Here is an 18,521-nt window from a genome sequence, read left to right on the forward strand (position 1 = left end):
TGGTTATACCGCGTCTGTTCTGTAAAGTATGATTTGATGTGTGAATCTCACTATTTCCGAAAGAATAAACATAAGTAACAGCACATGCACTTCAAACAATGGAATGGGAAAATAGGCTTTTATCGACGACTCAACACCAAGTGCATGGGGTAGCAATAACTGACCTAATGTTATGACTACCCCAATACTTAATACCCAGTGACCGCTGTTGTTAGCAGTTAACGCGATTAATCGGTCTCGCTCATCACCTTCTATGTCGGCTTTAGAGCCTGCAACAGCAATGAGTGACTGAAAAATAATCTCTACAATGATGATATATAAAATAGCCTGACTTAAATTTCCCATGGCAATATCAACAGCTTGCTGCTCTGACACGCTAGCTAAATCAATGCTGACTACATTTAACGTGTAAGATCCAAAAATCACCAGTGTGGCAACGAGCGATAACCAGGTACTTTTTTCTTTTAGTGTCATGTTCATCAGTAGCTCCATTAAATTTTTTTACAGCGACGTGAGTTAAGACTTTGTGCGCTTGAGGGTGTGCTTACAATGAACCAAGAGTAATTAATTTATTACTCAATGTATAGTACTTTTAACTTTTAGATTGAAATAAATTACTTTTGAAATTTATACGAATAAAATTGAAAGCAGTAGAAATGGAAGCGCCAGTGTGGATAGAAGAGAATCGTTCGTCGCGCACCGCTTATTTAGAGTAAAAATTCATGAGTCATTGAGAGAAAGCATGCGTGCGATTGTCAGACGTAGTAAATGCAACAAATCTGTCTTATAGTAAGAGCGTATAGTGTGTAGTCAATGGCAAAAGGGAATGATGGATACTGTTAAAGAGGGATCGCTAGTTGTTGTCGGCACCGGCATCAGCGTTGCTGGTCAAATGACGTTGGCGGCAAAAAGCTATATAGAAAACGCTGACATTGTGTTCATGGGTATCATGAATAAAGTGGGCGAACACGTCGTAAAGAAAATAAACCCTAATAGCATCTCCCTAGATGACCTTTACGAACAAGGCAAATCCCGAGCAATTACTTACCATCAAATGGCTGATCGCATTGTGCAAGCCGTAGGTGAAGGTCACAACGTGTGCGCCGCTTTTTATGGTCATGCAGGTGTATTCGTCACTCCGTCTCATGAAGCGATTCGACGAGTGCAGGAACTCGGTTTAGACGCTAAAATGTTGCCTGGTGTGTCAGCGGAAGATTGCTTAATCGCTGACTTAGGCCTAGACCCATCGCGATTTGGATGCCAATCGTATGAAGCAACTCAGTTTTTGTTTCGTGACTACAAAATCGATCCGTACATGACTCAGATTGTCTGGCAAATTGGGCTAGCCGGAGAAGCCTCGCTCAGCGTGTTAAATGCCAATCACAGCCAACATGGGCTGGCGATATTGACAGATGTACTGATACAACATTACCCCAAAAACCACGAAGTGATTGTTTACGAAGCCGCTACCTTACCTATATGTGAGCCCAAAATTCAAAAAATATTGCTTCGCGATTTACCACAGGCAAAGCCAACGTTAATTTCAACTCTTGTTGTACCTTCATTGGGTCTGCCCGCATATCACCAGGAACGATTAGCACGCCTTGGCCTGACAAAAGAACAAGTCATCAATTACCGAAACCCGAAAGTAAACTAAATTAGGAAATAACATGGCCAACTCGCTTATAGATTTTTTAGAAGAATTAGACACTAATAGCAACTTAATGGAAGCATACAAAAAAGACCCCGTGGGGACCGCCGAAAAATACGGGCTCTCTGATGAGGACTTAGTGCTTATCAAAGAGCAAAACTGGGATGAAGTGAGGAAACGGTTTAACGATGAAAGTAAAGCCAATCGTGTAGTGAGTTATTAAATTACGTGAAAGTTGCAGTACAGCAGTTTATTTTTGTTGTCGTTGTTTTCATCGGTTTATCGATGAAAACTGTGATGGCTATGCAGAATATGCCGCTTCAAACTACGCTCGTTCAAAATAATACGCCAGAAAATGGCCTCGGTCAGATACAACCCACACCCGCGCTGTTAAGCTCTCTTGAAGAGCGCATCAAGCAAAATGAGCCATCTGTAGAAACCACGATTGAAGGGCTTTCTCAGTACTTCATTGAACACCCTGGCGATTACCACCACGCCCGATTTCTTAATTTAAAAGCGTATCGCGATATTTTAAAACAAGATTATGTATCAGCTTATCAACAGCTTTTAGATGCTCGGGAATATGCCAAGGTTGGCAATAACGAGCTAGCCCTTGCCGAGTCATTTCGATTGGAAGGATTTATTTTAGATTTTTCTGGTGAGCATGGGCGAGCACTAGATGCCTTGAATCACTCCCTAGAGCTATATAGTGAATTAAATAGCGAGGAGGTGCTATCGGTATACAGTGCAATGGGAAATGTGTATGCCTCCCTCGAAGACTTTGAAAAGTTACTGTCGTTTAGCCATCGGTATCTCTCTTCTGCGCAACGATTAGCAAATAAAGAAAATGAAGGTATTGCGTACTATTTTCAGGGCTATGCACATAAAGAGTTAGGCAATTATCAGGATGCAAAAGTTAGCCTACTGCTAGCGAATGAAGTGTTGACTGAAACTAAATACCCCTTTGTCGGAATTGTATACAGCTCTATGGCTGAGCTACACATCGCTCAAGGTAATATGAGTGAGGCGCTACGAAATCTCAACAAAGCAGCAGAAGCTGACCGCAAGGTTGGCTTTCTATATACCGAGGGACCTCGCCTGCTGCAACTGGTTGAAATTTATTTACAGCGAGGGGAGGTCGAACTGGCTATCAGTGAGCTTGAGGCAGGACTAAAAAAAGAAGAGGTGCAGAACGACAAGGCGCTGCTGCTCAGGTTTCTAGAGCAACTCATCTCACTATTCGAATCAAAAAACGATTATCAGTCGGCCTTACAATACTCAAAGCTGTTTCAAGAAACCTACAAGCAAAGTTTTAACGAACAACAGTCTAGGTTACTTGCGTTAAATCGCGTGCGTTTAGCAATAGCAGAAAAAGAAGACACGATTCAACTGCTTGAGAAAGACAATCAATTAAAAGAACAGCGCAATATTATTCAACAAAAAACCAATACTTTTCAGCTTTATTTTATTGGCGGCGTTATTTTGTCTTTAATTTTAGTAATAAGCTTATTGCTTAGAACTCGGCAGCAGCGCAGTGCTCTCAATAAGCTAGCAAAAGAACTGCAAAAGGCTACCGACGCAAAATCTGATTTTCTTGCTCGTATGAGTCATGAAGTACGAACTCCACTTAATGCAATTATCGGGCTTACAAAACTTTCTCAGCGCGCTGCTGAAAGTAAAGACCAGCAAACCAACCTGTTACAAATAGAAGGTGCATCGAAAACACTATTGAGCGTAGTAAACGATATTCTCGACTTTTCAAAAATTGAAGCGGGAAAAATGGATATTGAGTCGACGCCGTTCAATATTGACGCGTTGGTTAATCAGGCAATTCGATATCACCTGCCCCGCGCTAACGAAAAACAGATTGAGTTAATTCAGCACATTGCCAGAGATGTTCCTCACAATTTAATTGGGGATCCGCTGCGCATACAGCAAATTTTAAACAATTTTTTAAGCAATGCGCTTAAATTTACCGACGATGGACTGGTATCTGTTAGCGTGGGGTGTGAACTTGTTGCCGACAACGTACTGCTCGAATTTGAGGTAAAAGATACTGGCATTGGCTTAAATAACGAGGAAAAAAACAGGCTGTTTCAGCCTTTCAATCAAGGCAATGAATCTACATCTCGTCGCTATGGGGGAACCGGATTGGGTTTAGCCATATGTCAGCAGCTCGCCTCATTAATGGGCGGAAAAACATGGGTTGAAAGTAAGTTAGGCAAAGGCGCTAGCTTTTACTTTACGGTAAACGTAGAACGCAATTCAGCAGTGAAGATAGTGTCACCCTCTAAACAGCTGTCTGCCCTAAAAGTGTTGGTTGTAGATGATGTAAGCTTATCACGGCACGCAATATCAGAAGCGTTATTGATGGCTAATATTGAAGCTGATCTTGCCACCGGCGGTCAAGAAGCCATAGCCAAATTGCGCAACGCTACGGCTAACAATGCACCTTACGACTTGCTTATTTTAGATTGGAAAATGCCCGATATTGACGGCCTTGAAGTTGTCGCGATCATGAACCAAGAGTTTGCTGCTAAGCCTCCCAAAGTCATTATGCTGTCGGCGTTTGAGTCGGGCCAAATGCGCGAACAGGCAACACGCCTCGGTATTAAGACCTTTATCAAAAAGCCTTTCGGGGCCAGTGAACTCATCAATAATATTCAAGAGTTGTGTCTAGATTACCGCGCAAGTGCAGAAGTAATAGAGACAGACGTATCTGGATTCCCGTATCTTGCCGGTAAGAATATTCTGCTTGCTGAAGATAATGCGCTTAATCAAAAAGTGGCCTTGGGTTTACTCAAAGACACCCACGCCAATATTCAAGTGGCCAGTAATGGCATAGAGGCAGTCGATATACTTCGTCGCAATAGCGCTTTTGATTTAGTACTTATGGATATCCAAATGCCCGAAATGGATGGCTTAGAGGCAACCAAAGTCATTCGCAGTGAGCTGCAGCTTACGATGCCTATTATCGCTATGACGGCACATGCTATGCAACAAGACATCGACAAAAGTATAGCGGCGGGTATGAACGCTCACCTCAATAAACCTGTCGAGCCGGAGAAACTATTTAGTGTACTGGCAACCTTAATTCGCGAACATAAAGCCACTACAGTCGGTATTGAAACGAAAGAGTTGAACGAAATACCTGCCAATGCTGAACCTCTTAAAGCACTTTCTCGCATCGATAAAACAAGAGCGATGCAGTCTTTGCTTAACGATGAATCTTTATATACAACCTTGCTTACCGACTTTTTAGCACTGCAAGCAGAGCGTGATGCACTTGCTCTGGCCATTGCTGATAAAGACTACCCTTCAATCTCCCGAATTGTGCATATTTACAGTACTGCTCTTAAATACATTGGTGCATACGAACTCGCTGAATTAACACGCTCTGTCGAACTCACCATTCAAAACCAAGAAGAAGGAGCAGAAGACTTTGAAACAGACTTTGACAAACAGCTTGAAATAATGAGTCGCGCGCTTGCTGAAATACATGAAGCAGTTAAGGTTAACCTCAACACAAACGGCACCTCTACACGCTAGCTATTATGGTAGCTTTAAACCGTATCGCTGGTAGAGCCGTCGATGTTGGTGATTTCATCAACATGTAGCTATGCTTTCATTATAAAAACTGAAAAGGACTTTTTCACTAAATGCACACAAATATATCTCTTGTTGAATTAGAGCATCTGTTGGAATTCGCGCCCTGCGTACTTTACAAATACGTGCTATTCCCTAACGGCGATGGGAGACTTTTGTATGTAAGTGCTGGCAGCAATGATTTACTGGGTTTACACGCTAAAGACATGATGGACGATATCGATAATTTCTGGAATATAGTTTACCCCATCGACTTAGAACGACTGCAAGCAGAAGATAATAATGCAAACCAACAAGGCGACTTTTTTGTTTCAGACGTTCGCATAAACAATCCAGCAAAAGGTATGATTTGGATTAGATTGTCTTCTAAGCCAAGTGATGAATTCTATGAAGGGCATCAAGTTTGGACAGGCTATATGGTTGATATCTCTGATACCAAACGCCTTGAAGCTGAGTTAGAAGAGCGCGCTCGCCGAGATGCCATGACACAGTTGTGGAACAAAAGCGAAATAGTTAACGCATTGAGCGAAGAGCTATCTCGTTTTGAACGAGATAATCTACCTTTCTCAATAATGCTCATGGATTTAGACCATTTCAAAGCTATTAACGATAACCATGGCCATCTTGTTGGTGACGACGTGTTACTTAAATTCACCGAAATTGCCTCTTCACAGCTTAGAGAAGTCGATATTTTAGGTAGGTTCGGGGGTGAAGAGTTCTTAGCTATTATTCATAATGCGTCGCAAGAGGATACAATGGTCATTGCCGAGAGGATAAGACAATGCGTTGAAAAAACCTCTTTCACTGAAGGCACGACCCCGTTTTCAATTACGGTCAGTATTGGGATTACTGAAGTCAAAAAAACACATAAGCAAACACCTGAAGAGGTGATAAAGCGAGCAGATAACGCGCTTTATCAAGCAAAACAAGACGGGCGGAACACAATTAGATTCAGGTAACCGTGTTGTTGAGGCTACATAGAGGAAATGGCCAACATTAATGCTCTTGATTTTTAAGACTGATATACTATGGCTGAATTTACTTAAATAAAGAGCAATGCTTTAAAACATGACTAAACACCTCCCCCATTTGGTAGGCACGCTGTGAAAATACCTAAACGCCTACAACCCCTTGTCGATGATGGTTTAATTGATGCAGTAGTAAGCCGCTTAATGAGTGGCAAAGAAGCCGATGTGTTTATTGTTCGCTGTGGCGACCATATTCGCTGCGCAAAGGTTTACAAAGACGCGGTAAAACGCAGTTTCAAAAAAGCGGCTCAATACCAGGAAGGCAGAAAGGTACGAGGTGGTCGTCAAGCACGGGCTATGGGTAAGCGCTCAAGCTATGGCCGTCAGCTAGAGGAAGAGATATGGCAAACCGCAGAAGTTGACGCCCTATCACGCTTAAATGAAGCCGGTGTACGTGTACCTGATACCTATTGCTGTGTTGATGGTGTATTACTTATGGAGCTTGTTTTAGATGAGAGCGGCGATGTCGCCCCTCAGTTAGGCCATGTCTCAATGAGTGAAGATGAGGCGCTCAAGCAACACAAAGAAATGATGCACAACATTATGCTCATGCTTTGCGCCGGTATTATTCACGGTGACCTCTCAGAATTTAACGTGCTTGTTGACGATAAAGGCCCAGTAATCATCGACTTGCCACAAGCCGTTAATGCCTCGGCCAATAATAGCGCTGAAGCCATGTTCGCCCGCGACGTAAACAACATGCGTCGCTATTACGGTGAATTTGCACCCCAGCTATTACAAACGAACTATGCCAAAGAAATGTGGGCTTTGTTTGAAGAAGGTAATTTAACGCCTAATTCTACGCTGACTGGCGAATTTGAAGATGATGACGAAGATGCGGATGTGGGTGCCATTCTTGAAGAGATTCAAGCTGCTGAAGATGAAGAAAAAGAACGCCTAGCGCGTATCAACTTTACGGATGATGCTGAGTAATCGCTCTCAAAAGCCGCAACTATTTACAGGCGACATCAGCTAACGACGAAAGCTAAATTGGGGCAGCGGCACTTTTACCTGGTTTTACAGGTAAATAGGCCACTGCCCAGCACTATTAGATGTTTGCTACAACAGCGTTGTAGAAAGCTTCTGGGTTAGCCGCTTCGTTTGCTGCAACAGATACTGCCATTTCAGCACGCACAGCAGTAACCACTTCTGCACGATCCGCTTCGTTGACTTCTAGAATATCAAGCATTGCCGTTAAGTGTGCGCCAGAACCTTGGCTAGTCTCTTCAATGACATTGTTGAAGTTGTTTTGAATGAAAATAGCTGCAGTTGCCATTTTGCCTTCACATGAATCAACAGATGAAATTTTTGAAGAAACCGCAGTAGTTCCTAAATCCCAAATGATGTTCGAGATAGCAGCTGCTGTGCCATTGTCGTCAAAAATCATAGCGCCAATACCACAGTGTTTCCACGCATTGATGTGGTCATCAGCTGCTACATTTCCAGCAAAAGCAGTAGTCGTAAGAAGTGCTGCAAGTGTTAATTTTTTAAACATTGATTATTCCTCTGATTTTAAAATTTATTTTTTATTTGATTTTCAATAATAATGCGAAATGAGCACGCCAAAGTCAGTACCTTGCTTATTATCAATATTAACTCTCACATCCCAGCGCTGATTAATTAAGTATCGTGCTGATATTGAGAGATAGTGCAGGTCCTTTGATGGTTGATTTACAAACCATTGTTGGCCCACTGCCAATGACATTGCTATTTCAGGCGTAACATGTGCCACGCCCCCCACTTCTGAACCTACAGCAATAAAGCCGCCATTCAGATTAGAGCTCGTAATGGAAGTACTGAGTGCCGCATATCCCACAAGGTTGTGGCGAAATACCCAAGACTTCCCTATAAAACTGTCTATGTAACCCGCGCCACAATCCACGCAATTATTTGCTTGGTCGCGGTAGCCAAAAGCTAACTTCCAAGCCCAGTTGCTATCTAGTGGTAACCCAGATTCAGATGCATTGAGGTTAATAATGCGTACCGGTGTAAACTCCTTAACCGACAGTCCTTCTGCCTCAAGATACCGAAGGCGTAAATTAAACGTGGTGAGTTCAGAATAAGGAATTCGCCCCGGATTAAGCGTTAGTAAATCATAATAATTCGCGCGAAAATTTAGCTCACCGGCCATACCACCCGCTGACGAGTCGTAAAGCGCTAAGCCGATACGAGTAGTGTCCTGCGCCTCATGGGGAGGACGCCTTTTCACTGCATCCCAACTCGTCTTCACAGGTGCCATAGAAAATCGCTTTATCATGGCCTGCCGCTTTTGCGCTTTTTGGATATCGGTAAGGTCGTCTTCTTTTTGCTCAATAAATGCAAAATAGTCGTAGAGTGTATCTATTACTCGTATTGCAGACGCATCCGTTAGCGATGCAAGCTGTTGATGCGCCTCTTGAGGTGCGTTTTCCAATAGGGTTAGCAGTACTTGCTGTTCTCGAGGGTTTAGCTGTTGCCAGCGATCGTACAGAGTCTGTTGACGTGAACCGTGGTAGATAACGTCACTAAACATTATTCGATCGCTCTGATGGCGCTGCATCATCACCACTAAATCAAACGGCATCACCCATATCTTGTTGGGAGCAATAAGCGGCTTATCGAACACTAAACCAAGCAACTTTGCCAGTTGGTAGGCGCAGTTTTGCTCAAAAAAGTAATAGGTCATAGTGGCATTTTCTAGCTCCCACAAATGGGCTAGCAAAAATTGAATATCGTCTTGAGTTAAATTGAGCTTGTACTCCCACATGTCACGCAGCTCTGTTTCGCTATACGTTAAATGGTGGTGATGGTACTTCTGATTTGAGAACTTGCCTTGGTATCCGCCAAATATTCCTTTAGTGATATAAACCAGCTTATTTTCATCAGTTGGAACCTTGGCACCATAAGAGAACGTGTTGTCTAATAACCCCTCTTCTGAGCCGCTATTAAACTTTAAAAACACGTGACCAAACATAGACGCAGGGTTACCTAAATAACCTGAAGCAAATATGAGGCTTGCGCTTTGGGTTGAAAAAGCATCTAAGTACTCTTGATACTGAGGGCATTTAACATCAGGAAAACTCAGCTCAGGCAGGTGCTTGTTAATAAAAAGCTTACGCGCAGGGAACTGGCATTGGCTAGTTGGCTCGTTAGCAAAAGCGCTTATCGTTGCTTTAAGCTCTGCTTGGGGATACTTGAAGCCGTTTTCTGCTAAGTAAAAGTTTTCACCGCTAGCATGTAACGACACTGCTGTTTGCTCGGCATGCAACAGTTGTTTCCACACGCTTTGCGACGCAGCGCTATCTACATCAAGCGTAACGTTTGCAGCAAAAGCAAGAGACACAGTTGAGAGAAGCAAAATACAACAACGAATGAAAAAGGTATACAACACCAGTTCCTACAATAAATCCATTTAAGTTCACAATGCCAGTGCTGACAGTTAACTCTCTAAATGCAAAAAGGGGATAAATATGCCTGCAGCCATGCAGATATACAAGCTGTAATTTAAAAAACGATGCAAAATGAGAGATTGGGGCGAATATTGATACGAAAAAAGCCAGTTCACACTACGACTCACGGCTGGCTTTTTATATAGTACCAATTTAACTAATACAACGTTATAAAAGCACTATCGATTACTTAGCTTCCGGCATGGCTTCTAATGTATCAACAATGTCACTATTACCACTTAGTTTCGCAAGGTCTACTAGATAGTCCTTTTCCAGTGATTTAAGAGATTTACCGTCTAGCCTCGCTTTAACTTCATCAATGTCGCCATTGGCAATTGACGTTTTTATTGCAGCAAAGTCGCCGATGGACTGGTCGTTTTGGTTACTTTCATTATTTGGATTACTGTCTGATGTGTTAAAAGTCATGTATTGTCCTTAACATGTTGATTGATTTGTGATGCTTATCCACCCTATTTGTTTGAATAAGAGCGTTGAAGTTGCCCCTCAGCACTGAGCCTTGTAACTAAAGCCGTGGACTAAGCCTCGAGACCAGGCCTTGAGATAATTTTTTGAAACCGGGTTTTAAATTCAAGTTTTAGATAGAATGTAGAAATGTATTACAACGTTTACTGTGCTGGTTTAAAGCCACTTGTACATAACCAGCGCATCGACAAACCCTCTTTTCGGGTGATTAAATGCGTTGGGTAACCGCCCAACAGTGTCGTACCCAAGTTTGTGCCATAAGCGTATGGCACCCTCGTTAGTTGAAGCAACAAAGTTAAACTGCATTGCCTTATAACCTAACTCTTTTGCCATGGACTGAGAATGCTCACACATGGCCGTTGCTACTCCCTTTCCGCTTGCTGACGCCGCAACCATGTAACCACAGTTGCAAACATGAACCCCTGGGCCTGCGTGATTAGTTTTAAGATAATACGTACCGACCACCTCACCGTCATCCAATGCTATGTAAGTTTTGCGGGGAGTTTTGACCCAGATATTAAGTGCTTCTTCTTTTGAGCTGTCTGTGCGAAACGCATAGGTTTCGCCCGCTTTTGCGACCTCATGAAAAATAGGCCATATAACATCAAAGTCTTGAATAGAGGCTTCTTTTATTTCCATTAACGCGTAACCTTTTGGTGAGGTTAGGGAGCGGTCTGCAAACTGTCCTCCCTAACGCTATCTACATTACTTATGACTGTAACAAAAACCGCGTTACCAAGTTTCGTTTTATCACAAATAATGCCACCAAGCGCTATGTCGCTATATGCTTTGTCACTAAATGCTGTGCCAATAAATGTTATGCCGCCAAAGCACTGGTCGTACTCATTTAATCAGCTTTCTGAAGCTTTATAAGGCGTCCGCCCTCTTTGTCCTCAAGTACGTATATGTTGCCCATACCATCTTGCTCAACTTCACGTACTCTTTTGCCCCATTCGTAACGCTCTGCTTCATCAACATTCCACTTACCTTTGTCATCCTGGTTAAAGCTAACTCTAACTAAGGCTTGTGAAGACAGACCGCCGATAAAACCATCGCCTTGCCAATCTTTATGTAAACTACCCTTATAAATAATAAAGCCTGCAGGACTTATCGCTGGTACCCAAGCTTTTTCCGGCGATTTAAAAATAGGAATGTCTTCGTGGTTTGGGATCTTCACGCCAGAATAATGATCGCCTTGCGACACCGTTGGGTAACCATAGTTACGTGCCTTCTCGATGATATTTAGTTCATCACCGTGACGAGGCCCCATCTCGTGAGACCATAAATTGCCTTGCGCATCAAAGTCAATACCCAGAGGATTGCGGTGACCTAGTGTCCATATTTGTTCGGTTAGGGCACCATTGCCATAAAAAGGATTATCTTCTGGCACGCTTCCGTCTGCATTCAGGCGTACAATTTTACCTAAGTTCATCGCCATATTTTGCGCAGGCGTAAACTTTTGTCTTTCACCAGAACTGATAAACAAATAACCATCAGGGGAAAACGCCATGCGATGTGAGTAGTGTCCGTTTCCAGTTACCTTTGGTGATTGACGCCAAATTAGCTCTCTGTTCGATAGACTTGCGCCCTTATCATTAATGGTGAGCGTAGCGCGCTCGACAACGGCTCCACTAAACGCGTCATCGTTAGCATCCCGCTCTACATAGGAAACGTAGATAGTATTGTTCGATGCAAAATCTGGATGCACAATTACATCGCCCAGGCCACCTTGCCCACGTGCGTTAACCTCAGGCACATTGTCGACTTTAGCGCGCTTTTGCTGATTTTCATCAAGCAACCACATTGCACCTGTTTTTTCTGTCACCAAGCTGTGGCCATCAGGTAAAAACGCCATCGCCCAAGGATTATCAAACGATGTTATTGCGCTGCCCATCAGCACCGTGCCTTCGCTGCCGATCATTTTCACCTGCGTTGGTGAGTGAGACTGAGCTAAGGCCCCGTATGAGGTTGCAACTAGCGTACAAATTAATGCTATTTTCCGCGGCAAGGTTTGGATACTAACTGATCGCGTTTTAACGGATTGTTTTTGCGCGTTTTTCTTTTGAAGATTTCTCTTTTGCATGTTTTTGTGAAGAATCATCGTCTCATCCTGATGTTGAATCTTAGTTAAAGCTCGTGAACTCACAGCATCAATGTCACATGCCATGTCCGCGCTATTACACTATTCGCTACGAGCCTGTTGAACTTCGTATGCTTGCCACTCATTTTGTGCATCCATTACTACTCACAAAAGACCGAGCCCAACAACTAGACACAAAAGCTAAACGCAAATACTTGCTACAAAAGGCTAGTCAAATGGACATATGGCAGACAAATGATAATTATAGGTTATGTTTACGAATCTCAATTCGGTTAGGCTCAACTAAAGTCTATATCAACTGACCACAGTCAGTAATCCTGACTATCTTGTTGTATAAATCTTCAGTTTAATGTGGCACCTCTGCGTGTTCAATGCGTTCAAGCGTGAAGGCATCCACCTCATTTTTATTAAGCGTAGCACCGCGCAAACAAAACACCACGTTTAACGGGCTCCTTTGAACAGACAGAGAAAATAAGTCGACAAATAATCACGCATCATTGCTCTACAACACGTATCATATTGCTAATTTATTAACATTGTGAATATCTCTTTTATGCCCTCGTCCCAGTCATCTTCTGCGTCTTCTCTCATATCGTCTCCAATGTCATTTGGCGAATTAGGTCTGTGTACCGAATTGGTCACTACTGTTACTGAAAAGGGCTACACGAGTGCCTCTCCTATTCAACAACACGCTATTCCAGCAGTACTCAATGGACGAGACGTCATTGCAATAGCTCAAACAGGCACTGGCAAAACTGCGAGCTTTTCACTGCCAATGTTGCATTTACTGGCAAATACGCAGCCTTCAAAACCACATGGTGTAAAAGCGCTCATTGTTGCACCAACGCGAGAACTCGCAGCGCAGGTTGCGAAGAATGTTGAAAGCTATAGCGAAGGGATGAATATTCGTTCGACGGCCGTTTTTGGAGGTGTACGCATTGAGCCTCAAAAATTTGAGCTTGCGCAAGGGGTAGACATTCTAATTGCAACACCTGGCCGCTTAGTCGACTTATACAAACAAGGCGATATTAATTTTGAGCACATCAAAATGTTGGTGCTTGATGAGGCCGATCGCATGTTGGACTTGGGTTTTGTTGAGCATATTCATTTTATACAAAGTCTCTTACCTAAACAGTGTCAAACGCTGCTATTTTCAGCCACGTTCTCAAAAGAAATCAAGGCACTAGCTGCCACTATGCTCAACAAACCTATGACAATTGAGCTGGCAACGGCTCACGATCATATTGAAAATATCACGCAAATATTGCACCCGGTAGATAAGGAGCGAAAGCACGAGCTCGTCATTCATCTTCTTAGAAGCAATGACTGGTCTCAAGTATTGGTTTTCACTCGCACTAAACGCGGTGCAGATGAACTAAGAAGCGAATTGGAAGCAATGGGTATTGCTGCAGAATCTATCCATGCTAATAGAACGCAACACGCGCGCACGCAAGCGTTAGATGGCTTTAGAAATGGTAATCTAAAAGTATTAATAGGTACCGACCTCGCCGCCAGAGGCATCGATATTCAGCAGTTGCCGTGTGTTATTAATGTTGATTTACCCTATGTGCCTGAAGACTACATTCATAGAATAGGCCGAACGGGCAGAGCATCATCAAAGGGCTTAGCTATTTCACTTTATAGCGACGACGAGACGAAGCAGCTAAGGTCAATTGAACGCCTTACTGGTCGGCAATTTAAAAAGACGTTTATTAATGATTTTACACCAAAGCCAAAACCACCAGCGGTTAAAAAGGATAAAGTAGAAGAAAATGCATACGGCAATTTCGAAGCTTTTGATAAGCCCATAGGCAAAAGAAAATCGAAAGGGCGTAAAAAGCGCAGATAGCACTCAAAAATGTACTTTTAAACGGTGTAATTCGCTGCAGGTCTGAGCAGCAGAAGGCGCAACTTGAACAAAAAAACAACGACACAGCTATTGATTAATTTGGCGGTGTTTGCAATATTATTGAGCTCTGTTAACTCAGCTCTGCCAAATCAAAATCACAAATTCAATGCCAATAACTTATTACTTCCCGTTCAAAATAGTGAACTGATATGAATAACTTAACACGCTATAGTGCCATTCTTACGACTACTTGCACTGCCATATTTCTACTGGTTGCTTGCAATAGCGACTCTAACGATACACTTAGCGAGCTTAATGCCAGTCGCGCGAAGTGGGAGGGTGCGAACATCGACAACTATCAATTTGATTTCAGCATTTCATGCTTTTGTATTGCCGACAACACTCGGCCACGGTTGGTGGTAGTTAATGCAAATCAAGTTGAGTCGCAAACTATCAAAGAAAGTAACGTCGCACTGCCTCTAGATATAGGCGATACAGAAACGATAGATAGCTTATTCGAACGAATTGCTTTAGAAGAGAGTCGTGCGGAATCGTTGATAGTCGAATATCACCCTGAGTTAGGCTACCCTACATTTATTCAAGTAGACGGCAACGCACAGACTGCCGACGACGAATACACTATTACAGTAAGTAACGTAGTTTCGGTAGACGACATTACCTGCACTACCAGTGTGGAAAATGGCTTGATAGTGTCGGTTACCGACCAATCTACAAGCACACCGATTGCTTGTGATACAGCGGTTACGGCAACCGAAGGAGACTTTTCAGAAGCAGCCACTGGTACCTGTGACGGGGAGGAATCAATCGCTATGCTAGCTGAGCGCCCTGGCTTTTATTCAATTACCGTTGAAAAAGCAGGCTACCAGACATTTCAGGTAGACGACTTTGGTATTGGCAAAGACTTATGCCATGTGCTGCCTAGAGAGCTTGAGGTGGAATTAGTACCAGAGTAATGTAGCGAGATTGGAAAGTCGCTATGTCTACTTTCTTACCGCTCGAAAAACACATCAATGAGATCGGCTAGAGACTCCTCTAGCCCTTCTACAAACACGTCAATGTCGATATCGAAGCTGTTCATGTATTTATCCGCATTCTCACGAGACACAATACTGTTTTTGAACTGAAACTCTAACTCTGGCAGCGATTTGTCATAGCGTGGTTTAATTGACCAGCGCAAACAATGACCGTGATGATTTTTAAGCTTCTGCTTAGCAAACACACAAAATTCTTCCACGTAATCTGGGCCTTGCGGCCCAAGGCAGCCAGGCTCAACGCGAAATGTCACCAGCAGCTTTTTGTATATTGGGAGCTTTGTTTCCATTGTCTCTTTTAACGGCTTAAAAATTTGAGTATGAGCACATTGCTTTAATATTACCAGTGTAGGGTTAACTCAGGAACTTAGAAAAGTCGCTTTTAGTGAGTGGCTTTGCCAAGTGATAGCCTTGGAACTTATCTACATTCATTTCAATTAAGGCTTTAAAATGTGCTTCGGTTTCAATACCCTCTGCCGTCACCTGTAAGCTCAGGCTTTTCGCCATTGAGTGTATGGCAAGACAGAGGTTTTTGGCTTCGTGATCATCCACAATATCTTTAACGAAACTGCGATCAATTTTCAAAATGTCAAAGTTTACACTGCGTAAATAACTCAAGCTGGAATAGGCAATACCAAAATCGTCAATGGCCGTTTTCACCCCTAGCTCAGACAGCATTCGCATATTTTCTCGAACCAGCGCTAAGTCGTCTGCAAATACACGCTCGGTTAATTCAAGTATCAAGTTATCGCCTTTCAAGCCATGCTTGTTTAAGCTGCGGCGAGTTACATCAACCAAAGCACAGTCGGCAAGTTGTCGATAGGAAATATTTACCGACATACTAAGCGCAGAATGTCCCATTTTCTGCCACTCTCGCAGTACCTTACAAGCAGCATCTATAACCCAATCGCCAATGTGTAAAATTTGGCCACCATCCTCGGCAATTGGAATAAAGTCATCGGGCGAAATAAAGCCCAGTTCACTGTGCTCCCAACGCAGCAAAGCCTCAGCACCACAAAGCACTTTGTTCTTATCGAATATAGGTTGGAACACCAACGACAATTCATTCTTATCTAATGCAAAATTCAAGTCTGTGTTGAGGCGAAGTTTGCGCTGTAAATCAATGTCGTAATCTAAGTTGTAAAAAGCGAATGCGCCTTTCTCGTTAATTTTAGTGCGGTACATAGCAGCATCTGCTTTGCGAAGTAAGTCGTTTGCATCTTCACTATCAACTGGGTATTGCGCTATGCCCACGCTTGAGCCAATGTTGTGTTGCCTGTTTTGGTAATAAATGGGCTGTAATATCACCTTTTGCACACGCTGTACTAAGCGCACAATTTCATCTTTAGAGGTGTCGATTTCACTTAGCAATATAAACTCATCACCACCGAAGCGACCGATGAAATCCCCTTCTCGTACACAGCGCTCTAAACGACGAGCAACTTCCACTAATACCGCATCGCCGGCTTCATGACCGTGCATATCGTTAACGTCTTTAAACTTATCAAGGTCGATAAAAATAACGGCAAAAGACACGTTAGCGTGAAGTTTAAGCAAAGAAGCAAGATGCTCTTGAAGCATCAGGCGATTTGGCATTTTGGTGAGATGATCGTAATGAGCTAGGTGAGACAGCTCAGATTCATGCTTTTTGCGATCGCTAATGTCTTCGATGGTGATCAAGCTGTGTCGATGTTCATTTTCATCCAAAACGCTAAGTGCTGAATATTCAATCCAAACAATTCGGCCATCTTTGGTTTGTACCTGTATCTCTCGTGTCGGTTTATCTACCGTATCTGCAGCAAAAAGCCGGGCGGCGTGCAAACATAGCGTACTCACTGGTTGATGAATTAGCGTATCTTCAGCAAAGCCGAAAGTAGTATGAGCGGTGTGATTAGCGCGTTGTATAGTGCCTTTTTCATCTACCAACAACACACTTTGCGCTTTTGAGTTAAATACCCCAGAAAACAAGTCACTTTCAAACGAGGCCAGTTTAAGGGCTTTACGCAAAAACAACATTTTTTCGTTTAGCGTAAAGTAATAGGTGAGCATAATAAGGCTGAAAATTGTTAAACACATCAGGCGCGTAGCCAGTGTATAGCCCATGTCACCCTCGTAAGGAAGTGTGTCCATTTGCTCGGGCCACACGTAATAGTAAACGGTGCCAAGCACACTGATAAACCAAAAGAATATTTGCCCGCGCCATCCCATTGTTCCACCAGCAAGGATAGGAAAGATAAAGATCCACGCGTAATGGACAGTATCAATACCCCCTGCAAAGGTGACGTTTGCCATGTGTATGGCAAACATACAAAACAGCATAATTGCTGCCGCTAGCGGTACATTATTGGTTTTATTAAGCGCGACAACGTTCATCAAAATAACAAGCACACCAATGGCCTGAGTGATAACCACCCAATCTTCCATAAAGCTGTACAGGTCTTTGAAGGTAAGCCCCAAAACGATGATGTAGATAAAGCTAGTGAAATTAACGATAGAAAACACACCCGATGATCGAGCGCTTATAAAAAAAGCGCTAAAAGCCGATCTCGGTTGTTCAATAGTCATTTTTTCTGATGTCATAATTTCCTATCGGTAGCCTTCTTTTTCTGAGGACTGCTTCTCTAAAAGCTACGTTTATAGTGAATACAATACAGTTTGACAGTTAATATCGTTAAACTTATAGATTGAGGCCTAGTCGAATTGGGTTGGCTACTTCGAGTGTATAGCAACAAGAGTGTATAGCAAAAACTCGCAATCTAGAAACAAAGTCAGAACATACCTTAAAGCAGATCTTAAAAGTAAACATCGAAATGTATAGCTATACCTCTTATGAACCTTTAATTAGCCCTTCGCGTTTACAACTATGTTAACTACTTAGCTGCTTTATTCATGCTGGTTAAGTTCGTGCTGGTTTAGTATTCGAGGCTTTATTTAACAGAGATTTATTTTACAGAGCCTATTTCTGCAGGTTTTGCGAGGTATGGTCGAACCGTTTAATGAAGTCGCCACCACTACAAGGATTTTTGAAATGAAACATTATGCTATTAACACAGAAGTTGAATGGGAATGGGGCAACGGCAGTGCTTCGGGCAATATTCGAGAGAAGTTTACCAGCGAGGTTGAACGCACTATCAAAGGCTCATCGGTTAAACGAGATGCAAGCGAAACCGACCCCGCGTATATGATTGAACAGGACGATGGAAGCAAAGTATTAAAATCACACAGCGAACTGAAAAAGACATCTTAAGGTCTACTTAGCTTTAGCTTTCGATAACAAAGCCATCGATTTGCTGCTAGTGATTAAAACGAAGCAAGCGTACGTT

General features: G+C 42.8%; 16 protein-coding genes. 8 read left to right on the top strand and 8 right to left on the bottom strand.

The genetic code is table 11. The annotated features are described in order from the left end of the window. Nucleotides 1–3: 3 nt before the first annotated feature. Nucleotides 4–480 (bottom strand): hypothetical protein, encoded by a 477-nt coding sequence (locus V7R39_RS08290; protein ID WP_334029963.1) that lies wholly within the window; start codon nt 478–480, stop codon nt 4–6. 346 nt (nt 481–826) lie between these two features. Between V7R39_RS08290 and V7R39_RS08295 the strand changes: the two genes are divergently transcribed. From V7R39_RS08295 to V7R39_RS08315, 5 genes are all read left to right on the top strand, one after another. After that, nucleotides 827–1,657, top strand: coding sequence for an SAM-dependent methyltransferase (locus V7R39_RS08295; RefSeq protein ID WP_334029964.1), 831 nt, complete (start codon nt 827–829; stop codon nt 1,655–1,657). Nucleotides 1,658–1,670: 13 nt separating this feature from the next. Continuing rightward, complete coding sequence (locus V7R39_RS08300; RefSeq protein WP_334029965.1) at nt 1,671–1,874, top strand: hypothetical protein; 204 nt, start codon at nt 1,671–1,673, stop codon at nt 1,872–1,874. A gap of 5 nt (nt 1,875–1,879) precedes the next feature. Further along, nucleotides 1,880–5,200 carry a tetratricopeptide repeat-containing hybrid sensor histidine kinase/response regulator gene (locus V7R39_RS08305; protein ID WP_334029966.1) on the top strand — a complete coding sequence of 1,107 codons (3,321 nt, stop codon included), beginning with the start codon at nt 1,880–1,882 and terminating at the stop codon, nt 5,198–5,200. Nucleotides 5,201–5,310: 110 nt separating this feature from the next. After that, the gene (locus V7R39_RS08310) at nt 5,311–6,216 is read left to right on the top strand and encodes a sensor domain-containing diguanylate cyclase (RefSeq protein WP_334029967.1); all 906 of its coding nucleotides are present in this window, start codon (nt 5,311–5,313) and stop codon (nt 6,214–6,216) included. Nucleotides 6,217–6,360: 144 nt separating this feature from the next. Further along, nucleotides 6,361–7,218 (top strand): PA4780 family RIO1-like protein kinase, encoded by an 858-nt coding sequence (locus tag V7R39_RS08315; RefSeq protein ID WP_334029968.1) that lies wholly within the window; start codon nt 6,361–6,363, stop codon nt 7,216–7,218. Between the two features lie 115 nt (nt 7,219–7,333). On the opposite strand, the gene V7R39_RS08320 is transcribed toward V7R39_RS08315, so the two are convergent. The 5 genes from V7R39_RS08320 to V7R39_RS08340 form a co-directional block, all read right to left on the bottom strand. Continuing rightward, the gene (locus tag V7R39_RS08320; RefSeq protein ID WP_334029970.1) at nt 7,334–7,780 is read right to left on the bottom strand and encodes a DUF3015 family protein; all 447 of its coding nucleotides are present in this window, start codon (nt 7,778–7,780) and stop codon (nt 7,334–7,336) included. Between the two features lie 42 nt (nt 7,781–7,822). Beyond that, complete coding sequence (locus V7R39_RS08325) at nt 7,823–9,655, bottom strand: Lnb N-terminal periplasmic domain-containing protein (protein ID WP_334029972.1); 1,833 nt, start codon at nt 9,653–9,655, stop codon at nt 7,823–7,825. A gap of 244 nt (nt 9,656–9,899) precedes the next feature. Beyond that, the gene (locus tag V7R39_RS08330) at nt 9,900–10,139 is read right to left on the bottom strand and encodes a hypothetical protein (protein ID WP_287008913.1); all 240 of its coding nucleotides are present in this window, start codon (nt 10,137–10,139) and stop codon (nt 9,900–9,902) included. A gap of 213 nt (nt 10,140–10,352) precedes the next feature. Beyond that, nucleotides 10,353–10,835, bottom strand: a complete 483-nt coding sequence (locus V7R39_RS08335) for a GNAT family N-acetyltransferase (RefSeq protein WP_334029973.1) — start codon at nt 10,833–10,835, stop codon at nt 10,353–10,355. Between the two features lie 208 nt (nt 10,836–11,043). Next, entirely contained in the window at nt 11,044–12,117 is a 1,074-nt protein-coding gene (locus V7R39_RS08340) for a PQQ-dependent sugar dehydrogenase (RefSeq protein WP_334029974.1), read from the bottom strand. A gap of 781 nt (nt 12,118–12,898) precedes the next feature. On the opposite strand from V7R39_RS08340, the gene V7R39_RS08345 reads away from it, so the two are divergent. Beyond that, entirely contained in the window at nt 12,899–14,146 is a 1,248-nt protein-coding gene (locus V7R39_RS08345; RefSeq protein WP_334030218.1) for a DEAD/DEAH box helicase, read from the top strand. Nucleotides 14,147–14,355: 209 nt separating this feature from the next. Beyond that, the gene (locus tag V7R39_RS08350; protein ID WP_334029976.1) at nt 14,356–15,120 is read left to right on the top strand and encodes a DUF6174 domain-containing protein; all 765 of its coding nucleotides are present in this window, start codon (nt 14,356–14,358) and stop codon (nt 15,118–15,120) included. A 35-nt stretch (nt 15,121–15,155) separates the two neighbouring features. Here the strand turns inward: V7R39_RS08350 and V7R39_RS08355 are convergent, their stop codons facing one another. Together V7R39_RS08355 and V7R39_RS08360 are read right to left on the bottom strand one after the other, a co-directional pair. Beyond that, on the bottom strand, nt 15,156–15,488 hold the full coding sequence (locus V7R39_RS08355) for a hypothetical protein (RefSeq protein WP_334029979.1): 333 nt from the start codon (nt 15,486–15,488) through the stop codon (nt 15,156–15,158). Between the two features lie 64 nt (nt 15,489–15,552). Continuing rightward, nucleotides 15,553–17,778, bottom strand: coding sequence for a putative bifunctional diguanylate cyclase/phosphodiesterase (locus V7R39_RS08360; RefSeq protein WP_334029981.1), 2,226 nt, complete (start codon nt 17,776–17,778; stop codon nt 15,553–15,555). 448 nt (nt 17,779–18,226) lie between these two features. Here V7R39_RS08360 and V7R39_RS08365 point away from each other — a divergent pair, with 448 nt between their 5' ends. Then, on the top strand, nt 18,227–18,445 hold the full coding sequence (locus V7R39_RS08365; protein ID WP_032097538.1) for a DUF2945 domain-containing protein: 219 nt from the start codon (nt 18,227–18,229) through the stop codon (nt 18,443–18,445). The last annotated feature ends 76 nt before the right edge of the window (nt 18,446–18,521 follow it).

The sequence above is a fragment of the Alteromonas sp. P256 genome, from assembly GCF_036864455.1.
Taxonomy (GTDB): domain Bacteria; phylum Pseudomonadota; class Gammaproteobacteria; order Enterobacterales; family Alteromonadaceae; genus Alteromonas.

Coding starts and splice junctions, on each gene's coding strand:
- V7R39_RS08290 (WP_334029963.1), bottom strand. CDS start 480: ATGAACATGACACTAAAAGAAAAAAGTACCTGGTTATCGCTCGTTGCC.
- V7R39_RS08295 (WP_334029964.1), top strand. CDS start 827: ATGATGGATACTGTTAAAGAGGGATCGCTAGTTGTTGTCGGCACCGGC.
- V7R39_RS08300 (WP_334029965.1), top strand. CDS start 1,671: ATGGCCAACTCGCTTATAGATTTTTTAGAAGAATTAGACACTAATAGC.
- V7R39_RS08310 (WP_334029967.1), top strand. CDS start 5,311: ATGCACACAAATATATCTCTTGTTGAATTAGAGCATCTGTTGGAATTC.
- V7R39_RS08320 (WP_334029970.1), bottom strand. CDS start 7,780: ATGTTTAAAAAATTAACACTTGCAGCACTTCTTACGACTACTGCTTTT.
- V7R39_RS08330 (WP_287008913.1), bottom strand. CDS start 10,139: ATGACTTTTAACACATCAGACAGTAATCCAAATAATGAAAGTAACCAA.
- V7R39_RS08335 (WP_334029973.1), bottom strand. CDS start 10,835: ATGGAAATAAAAGAAGCCTCTATTCAAGACTTTGATGTTATATGGCCT.
- V7R39_RS08340 (WP_334029974.1), bottom strand. CDS start 12,117: ATGATCGGCAGCGAAGGCACGGTGCTGATGGGCAGCGCAATAACATCG.
- V7R39_RS08345 (WP_334030218.1), top strand. CDS start 12,899: ATGTCATTTGGCGAATTAGGTCTGTGTACCGAATTGGTCACTACTGTT.
- V7R39_RS08350 (WP_334029976.1), top strand. CDS start 14,356: ATGAATAACTTAACACGCTATAGTGCCATTCTTACGACTACTTGCACT.
- V7R39_RS08355 (WP_334029979.1), bottom strand. CDS start 15,488: ATGGAAACAAAGCTCCCAATATACAAAAAGCTGCTGGTGACATTTCGC.
- V7R39_RS08360 (WP_334029981.1), bottom strand. CDS start 17,778: ATGACATCAGAAAAAATGACTATTGAACAACCGAGATCGGCTTTTAGC.
- V7R39_RS08365 (WP_032097538.1), top strand. CDS start 18,227: ATGAAACATTATGCTATTAACACAGAAGTTGAATGGGAATGGGGCAAC.